Raw genomic sequence first — 7,178 nt, 5'->3', positions numbered from 1 at the left:
TCCTAGTGTCGTGCAGAGAGCTCATCGCCAGGCCGGCAACAGCTGCTGCCGCCAGCAACGCCACCGCCGCGAAGACGGCCCGCCAATGGATGAGATCGGCGAGCACCGCGGACAGCGAGACGCCGGCGACCATCGAGAGCGTCCAGCCGGTCAGCACGACACCGATGGTGCCGCTCTCGCGGCCGGGCGGCGCGATCGCGGCCGAACTGGCGTAGATCGCCGGCATGGCGATGCCGGCGGCAATGCCGGCGACGAGCTGGGCCGCCACCAACGTCGTCACCGTCGGCGCCAACGCGCTGGCGACCAGCGCGATGGCCAGAAGCAGCAACGCGCCCTGCAACATGCGGCGCGCGCCGATGCGGTCGATATAGCGGGCAAGGAAGAGCGCGCTGGCCGATGTGCCGAGGCCGAAGGCGGCGGCAGCCGTCATCACCGCCGGCACGCTGGCGCCGAACGACGCCGCGACGGCAGGCGCGATCGGTCCCAGAACCAGCGAATTAGAACCGATGACGGCGATGCAGCCGGTCAGCAGATAGGCGGCGGCCGGAATCGGCGCGCGCGGCGCCAAGGTTATAAAAGTTGATTGATTGCTGTTCGACATATCATCATAATGACCGAATTAAATTCCGCATCAAAGGAGAATTTCCATATGGACGCAGAAACAGATGACATTCAGCGGAACAAGCAACCGGCCCGCGAGATCGACCCGATCGACCGAAAGATATTAGGCGTTCTCGTCGAGGACGCGACCATCAGCTACGCCGATCTGGGCGAGCGAGTCGGCCTGTCGCCGCCGGCGGCGCATGAGCGGGTCAAGCGGCTGAAGCGCAGCGGCGCCATCCGCGCCACCTCGGCGATCATCGATCCAAGGGCGGTGAAGAAGCCGCTGCTCGCCTTCGTGCATATCGACACAAGGGGCTGGGGCAAGACGCCGGAGCTGATGGCGGTCTCCAAATATCCGGAGGTCGAGGAGATCCACACGGTCGCCGGCGACACCTGCATGCTGCTCAAGGTGCGCACAGAGGACACGCGGGCGCTCGAAGGCCTGCTCGCCCGTCTCTACGACACGCCCGGCGTCACCTCGACGCGCAGCTACGTCGTGCTGTCGACCTATCTCGAGCGCCCGGTGCAGCCCGAAATCACGGGCGAATGGCCTGCGCCCAAGCATATGGCAAATCCCATGTATTAGGCCGTTGCCGGCTGATGGCGCCTCGAACGCGCCAGCAGATAGAAGGCCGCGACATGCGTGATCATCAGCAGCGGCACGTAGATGACCGGGATCGCGTAGGTCGCGCCCAACTGGCCGGCATGGCCAGGAAGGTCGAGCATGACGCCATGATAGTAATCGCCGACAAGGTCGATCACGCCCACGACATTGAAGGCGACGACGAGCAGCCAGAAGATCGCGGGCCGCTTCGCCGCGAGCAACGCCAGCATGGCGAGCAGGCCGGTGGCGAAGTCGCCATAGGCGGCGAAGCTTGCGAAGCCAGGAGCAAGGTCGGGGCCGACAACGCCCGGGATCAGGAAGACGAGCCCGAAGAAGCGAAAGCTGTGCAGCGTGGCGATCGCGCGCTGCGCTTCTACCGGCTCCATCGATCTCAGCCTCGGCCAGATATAGGCGGTGAAGCAAAGAAGCCATGGCACGTAGCCGAGCCCAAGTTGGATGTTCAGGATCATCGCCGGTGACATCCGCACCTCCTATAAAGCCTTGGGGGGAACGGCTTCGAACACTGCTGTCAGAATGCCCAGCCGCCCTTCCATGAGATTGCGCCCGAGATTGGTGGTGAGTTCGGCGAAACCCTGCCCCATGACGACGCCGAGATTGAGCGACGGCGGACCGGAGGCGCGGAGTTCGGCGAACCAGGCCTTGGCTATGGCCGTGTCGTCGCGGCGGACCAGCGTGCCGAAGCCGGCGGCTTCAACCACCTCGCAAGTCGCTTCTGCGGTCAGCAGGAAGCTTTCGCCCGGCGTCTTCGCCCACGGCACCGGATAAAGAGGATCGCCGCCATTCAGCACGACGTCGAAGGTGGCGAATTTTCCGCCGGGTTTCAGCACGCGCTTGATCTCGCGGTAGAGCAGCGGCCGATCGGCGATGTTCATCGCCACATGCTGCAGAAGCACGGCGTCGAAGCGGCCGTCCTCGAAGGGCAGCGCCAACGCACTGCCGGTCTCGAACGACACGCTGCCGTCCTGCCCGGTCCGCGCGGTCAGATAGCGCGCGGCTTCGACGAAGGGCTCGCTGAGATCGACGCCGGTCACCTTGCAGCCATAGGTCGCCTCCAGGAAGCGAGCTGGCCCGCCGACGCCCGATCCGACGTCGAGCACCGACATGCCGGTGGTGATGGCGGCAAGTTCGGCGAGCTCGGCGGTCGCGGCCAGCCCGCGGGTGTGGAACTGGTCTAGCGCCGCCAGTTGCTCGGGCTTCAGCCGCTCTTCCTCAGGCCCAAAGACCGCCAGCGCCGTCTTCAATCGATCGGTCAGGCCGGTCGCGCGATAGTGATCGCGCACGCGATCGAGTTCGTCGGTCATTGCCAATTCCCTTCAGGCTTCCAAGCTCATGGAAGAAATACAACCGCTTTCTGCGAACCACTATCCGCGATAATGTCGATGGGTCATGAAGCAGAACTTCACAGTCAGGCATGGCGCCCTCGACGGCGTCGAGGCCTTCTTGAGTGTCGCGAAACACCGCAATTTCCGCAAGGCGGCGGCCGAGCTTGCCGTCACCCCGTCAGCGATCAGCCAGGCGATACGCACGCTGGAGGCGCGCATCGGCGCCGCGCTCTTCATCCGCACGACGCGTAGCGTGGGTCTCACCGAAGCCGGCGAGCGCTTTTTCGCCCGCGCCCGGCCGGCCTTCGAGGAATTGATCGCCGCGAGCGAGATCGCGCGCGGGATGGGCGAGCGGCCGGCCGGGCTGTTGCGCCTTTCGGTGCCGCCGGCCGTGGTGCCGGTGTTGCTGGAGCCGATGATCGCCTCCTTCTGCCAGGCCTATCCAGAGATCGAGCTGGAGATCGTCGCCAGCGGCGAGTTGGCCGATCTCGCCGCCGAAGGATTCGATGCCGGCATTCGCATGGGCGATCTGATCGCGCCCGACATGGTCGCGGTGCGGCTGACGCCGTCCTTCCCGATGGTAGTGGTCGGCAGTCCCGACTATCTGCGCCGGCGCGCGGCGCCGGAGCGCATCGAGGATTTGCGTGACCATGCCTGCCTGCGCCTACGCCGCTCCAACGGTTCGGTCGCGCCGTGGTCCTTTGTCGACGGCAACAAGACGATAGAGGCGATCGTCTCCGGACCGCTGATCGCGCACGACTATCCTTCGCTGCTCGGCGCGGCGATCCAGGGCATCGGACTGGCGCAGGTGCCTGGTCCGATCGCCGAGGCGCCGATCGCCGATGGGCGCCTGCAGGCGCTGCTCGGCCGCTTCGCGGTGACCACGCCGGGCGTTTTTCTCTATTATCCGGAACGGCACCAGGTGCTGCCGAAGTTGCGCGCTTTCATCGACCACATCAGGCAGCCGGGCGGCGCCGAGGCTTCCGCGAAGCGATCGGGCAGGCAGCGGCAAAGCTGACGCTTCAAATCCGACGGTTTACTGAGCCGGCTGTGTCCGAGATATTTGAGCTGCATGCATGGTTGGAAGCGGCGCGCAGGCTGTGGACGCGCCACTCGACCGCATCGCCGGGGAAACCGGCTTCGGCGATCTCGGCCGCATGCGTCGCGCTTTCATGAGGAGCTTTGGCCAACCGCCGCAGGCGCTAAGGCGCGCGGAGGGCGACCAACTGGGCTCATTCAAGGTCATAAACATCTTCCACGAAGGAGTCGGACGGCGGATATTACCCTAACCGGATTGCCTTTGTGCCCCTGTTTCCGCTTCGCCGCCGCACTTTGGCGCAGTTCCGGACATGGTGACCATCACTTTGCGGCGCGCGATGAGATCAGCGATTGAATGCGTTCCGCATCCGCCTGCGTCGCGGGGTTGTAGACGATCATGCCGAGCTCCGGCCGGCCGTCAACCGCGAACACCGAGAACTCCAGTTCGATCAGTCCGATCTCGGGATGCCGCAGACGCTTCAGGCCTTCGCCATGCGGGGGGACGACGTCATTGTCGCGCCATAGCGCCTCGAATTCCGGACTGATCCGGCAAAGCTCTTCGACGAGCTGGGTGATTTCCGCTCCTGCGCCGGCCCTGGTGGCATCCGCCCTGAAGGACGCGACCACGAAACGCGCGACGCTCCGCCAGTCGTCCTGCGCGTCGCGCACGCGCGGATTGCCGAACATCAGGCGCAGGATGTTGCGCTGCTCGCGCGGCAGCTTGGAATAGTCGGTGAGCATCGCTGCCGCGGCCCGGTTCCAGGCCACCACATCCCATGTCGCGGTCTTGATGATTGCCGCGCTGGGGTCCAAGGCATCGAGGACGCGCTGCAGGCGCGGCGTGACGCTGTCGACGTTTTTGTAACGAACTTCCGGCGGCCGCCCGAGACCCAGCATGAACAGATGCTCGCGCTCGGGCTCGGTCAGCATCAGCCCGGTGGCGATGCGGTTCAGCACATCGGCGGACGGCGCGCCGCCCCTCCCCTGCTCCAGCCAGGTGTACCAAGTGGGGGAGATATTGGCGCGCTGCGCCACCTCTTCGCGCCGCAGCCCCGGTGTGCGCCGGCGACCCGTGGCGAAGCCGAAGGCCGCCGGATCGAGACGCATGCGGCGATCACGAAGAAAGGCGCCCAGCTTGTTGGTCGTCTCCTTGTTGGCGGTCGCTAGGGACATTGCCATCCTGTTGGCTATTATACCATGATAAAGTCACTACTTTAACAGAATGAGTTATAGCGCAAATAAGGCCTCCGAACAACCACAGGAGACTCCCATGCGTGTATTCCTTACCGGCGCGACCGGTTTCATCGGTTCCAGAATCGTGCCTGAGCTTCTCGCCGCCGGCCATCAGGTGCTTGGCCTGACCCGCTCCGAGGCCGGCGCGCGGTCGCTTATCGCCGCCGGCGCCGAGCCCCATCGCGGCGACCTCGAAGACCTCGACAGCCTGCGCGACGGCGCGGTGAAATCGGATGCGGTGATCCACACCGCCTTCGACCACAATTTCTCGAATTTCGTCGCCAATTGCGAGAAGGACAAGCGGGTCATCGTAGCGCTGGGCGGCGCGCTGGCCGGCTCGGACCGGCTGCTCATCATCACGTCGGGTGTCGGCATGGGCTCCGCCGAACACGGACAGCCGGCGAGAGAAGACGTCTTCAACACCGACCATCCCAATCCGCGCATCCTGTCGGAGCTTACCGGCGCGGCGATGGCCGAGAAGGGCGTCAAGGTGTCGGTGGTGCGCTTGCCGCAGGTGCATGACACGGTGAAGCAGGGCCTGATCACGCCACTGATCGCCCAGACGCGCGCCAAGGGCGTGTCGGCCTATCTCGGCGAAGGCCGCAACCGGTGGTCGGCGGCGCATGTGCTCGATGTCGCCAAGCTCTACCGCCTGGCGCTCGACAAGCAGGAAGCCGGCGTGCGCTACAACGCCGTTGCCGAGGAAGGCATCCCGATGCGCGAGATCGCGGAAGTGATCGGCGCCGGCCTCAACGTGCCGGTGGTCTCGCTGTCGCAGGACGAGGCAGCGGACCATTTCGGGTGGCTCGCCATGTTCGCCGGCCTCGACCTGCCGGCGTCGAGCGAATGGACGCGCGCGCATCTCGGCTGGCAGCCGACCGGACCCGGGCTCATCGCCGACCTTAAGCAGATGGACTATTCGCAAGCCGCCACGGCATAGATGGCTCCCCGGGGCGGTTCGGAAACAAAGCTGAACCGCCTCAACGTCCCCAGTTGGGTTAGGCGCGCAACAGATCCGCCAAACTGTCGGATTTTTCAACCTTGTCCGTGAGATCGAGTCCCGACAGCAGGTCGACCAAGTGGCTGTTCATCAAGGCGGCCGCGTCGGCGCTGTTGCCGACTTCGATCGCGTCGACCAGGGCGTGATGGGCGTGCTTCTCGCAGGTTGCGTCACGGCGCTTCCAGTAAAGAGCGATGATCAGCGAGGAGTGCGAGACGAGATCGCGCACGAAGTTGGTGAAGACCGAATGCGCCGCGATCTCGGCGATGCCGACATGGAAGCGCGCCGACAGCATGATGGCGTCGCTGTCGCGGCCGTCATGCAGCGCCTCATGCTCCTTTTCGAGATGGAGGCGCAATTGCACGATGTCCGACGGCACCGCCGCCCTGGCGGCAAGCGCCGCCACCTTGGGCTCGATCAGCGCCCGAGCCTCGAACACCTCGCGCGCCTCCATCTTCGACGGCTGCGCGACAAAGGCGCCGCGATTGGGCTCCAGCCGTGCCAAGCGGTCGTGCGCCAACGCCTGCAGAGCGGCGCGAACGACGGTGCGGCTCACCGAATAAATCGAGGCAAGCTCGTCTTCCGGCAGCTTCGTGCCCGGCGCGAGGCGATGGCTGACGATGGCGTCCCTCAGCCCATAATAGATCGGCGACCAGCGTGCCGCCGGCTTGTCTTCTCGATCATCTTCCCTGAGTACCGTCAACATGCTCTTCAACGCGCAGGCGTAGCACGCCTGATTTGCCTCCATTGGTAGAGGTCGGTTCAATCTAATATGGCTTGCGCGGTGGTCAATCCCGGGCAACCAGCCTTACACGACCTGTCTCAGTCGGCCGGCGACAGCGAGGCGAATATACCGGCAAACTGCTTGCCGCGCGGCGCCGCATAGCCGCCGATCTTCGATGTCTTCAAGCCGACCTTGAACAGGCTCTCGGCCAGCGTGACGGCGCAGACCACGCCGTCCAGCACCGGAACGCCATGCTCCTCGGACAGGCTGCGCGCCAGGTCGGCCATGCCGGCGCAGCCGAGCACGATCGCCTCGGCATGGTCCTCGCGAATGGCGCGCGCAATCTCCTGCGATATCCGATGTCTTGCATTCGAACCCGGACGTTCGAGCTCAAGCACGGCGACATCCGATGAGCGCACCTTGGCGCAGCGCGAGGCGAGGCCGTATTTGGCCAGATTGTGCTCGATCGCCGGCACCGAGCGGGCAAGCGTGGTGACGACGCTGAACTTGCCCGCGACAAGGCTCGCCATATGAAACGCCGCCTCGCCGATACCGATGACGGGAGCCTCGGTGGCGCAACGCGCGGCATCGAGGCCGGTATCGTCGAAGCAGGCGATGACATAGGCGTCGGCC

General features: G+C 65.2%; 9 protein-coding genes and 1 pseudogene. 4 read left to right on the top strand and 6 right to left on the bottom strand.

The window, feature by feature from the left end; all coding sequences use genetic code 11:
* Positions 1–601 (bottom strand): MFS transporter (locus tag EOA24_RS21900; RefSeq protein ID WP_133374567.1); only part of this gene is annotated, 601 nt, incomplete at its 3' end.
* 48 nt (positions 602–649) lie between these two features.
* On the opposite strand from EOA24_RS21900, the gene EOA24_RS21895 reads away from it, so the two are divergent.
* Entirely contained in the window at positions 650–1,189 is a 540-nt protein-coding gene (locus tag EOA24_RS21895; RefSeq protein WP_126078718.1) for an Lrp/AsnC family transcriptional regulator, read from the top strand.
* On the opposite strand, the gene EOA24_RS21890 is transcribed toward EOA24_RS21895, so the two are convergent.
* Positions 1,186–1,689, bottom strand: a complete 504-nt coding sequence (locus tag EOA24_RS21890; protein WP_126078719.1) for a hypothetical protein — start codon at positions 1,687–1,689, stop codon at positions 1,186–1,188. The two genes, EOA24_RS21895 and EOA24_RS21890, sit on opposite strands and share 4 nt — an antisense overlap.
* A 9-nt stretch (positions 1,690–1,698) precedes the next feature.
* A complete protein-coding gene (locus EOA24_RS21885) occupies positions 1,699–2,529 on the bottom strand; it encodes a class I SAM-dependent methyltransferase (RefSeq protein WP_126078720.1) in 831 nt (276 codons plus the stop codon).
* An 85-nt stretch (positions 2,530–2,614) separates the two neighbouring features.
* On the opposite strand from EOA24_RS21885, the gene EOA24_RS21880 reads away from it, so the two are divergent.
* Complete coding sequence (locus tag EOA24_RS21880) at positions 2,615–3,568, top strand: LysR family transcriptional regulator (RefSeq protein WP_126078721.1); 954 nt, start codon at positions 2,615–2,617, stop codon at positions 3,566–3,568.
* A gap of 91 nt (positions 3,569–3,659) precedes the next feature.
* Positions 3,660–3,839, top strand: a pseudogene (locus tag EOA24_RS43185) (hypothetical protein); the annotation flags it as partial.
* 70 nt (positions 3,840–3,909) lie between these two features.
* Here EOA24_RS43185 and EOA24_RS21870 read toward each other — a convergent pair.
* Positions 3,910–4,761 (bottom strand): helix-turn-helix transcriptional regulator, encoded by an 852-nt coding sequence (locus EOA24_RS21870; RefSeq protein WP_126078723.1) that lies wholly within the window; start codon positions 4,759–4,761, stop codon positions 3,910–3,912.
* Positions 4,762–4,858: 97 nt separating this feature from the next.
* On the opposite strand from EOA24_RS21870, the gene EOA24_RS21865 reads away from it, so the two are divergent.
* Positions 4,859–5,761, top strand: a complete 903-nt coding sequence (locus tag EOA24_RS21865; RefSeq protein ID WP_126078724.1) for an SDR family oxidoreductase — start codon at positions 4,859–4,861, stop codon at positions 5,759–5,761.
* A gap of 58 nt (positions 5,762–5,819) precedes the next feature.
* Here EOA24_RS21865 and EOA24_RS21860 read toward each other — a convergent pair whose 3' ends face one another.
* Together EOA24_RS21860 and EOA24_RS21855 are read right to left on the bottom strand one after the other, a co-directional pair.
* Positions 5,820–6,527 carry a GntR family transcriptional regulator gene (locus tag EOA24_RS21860; RefSeq protein ID WP_189343212.1) on the bottom strand — a complete coding sequence of 236 codons (708 nt, stop codon included), beginning with the start codon at positions 6,525–6,527 and terminating at the stop codon, positions 5,820–5,822.
* A 116-nt stretch (positions 6,528–6,643) separates the two neighbouring features.
* A partial coding sequence (locus tag EOA24_RS21855; RefSeq protein WP_127410055.1) for an aspartate/glutamate racemase family protein occupies positions 6,644–7,178 on the bottom strand: 535 nt, incomplete at its 5' end.

Source organism: Mesorhizobium sp. M2A.F.Ca.ET.039.01.1.1 (genome assembly GCF_003998035.1).
Lineage (GTDB): Bacteria > Pseudomonadota > Alphaproteobacteria > Rhizobiales > Rhizobiaceae > Mesorhizobium.
The sequence above is the reverse complement of the archived record's forward strand: the minus strand, read 5'-3'. Positions and strand labels throughout refer to the sequence as shown.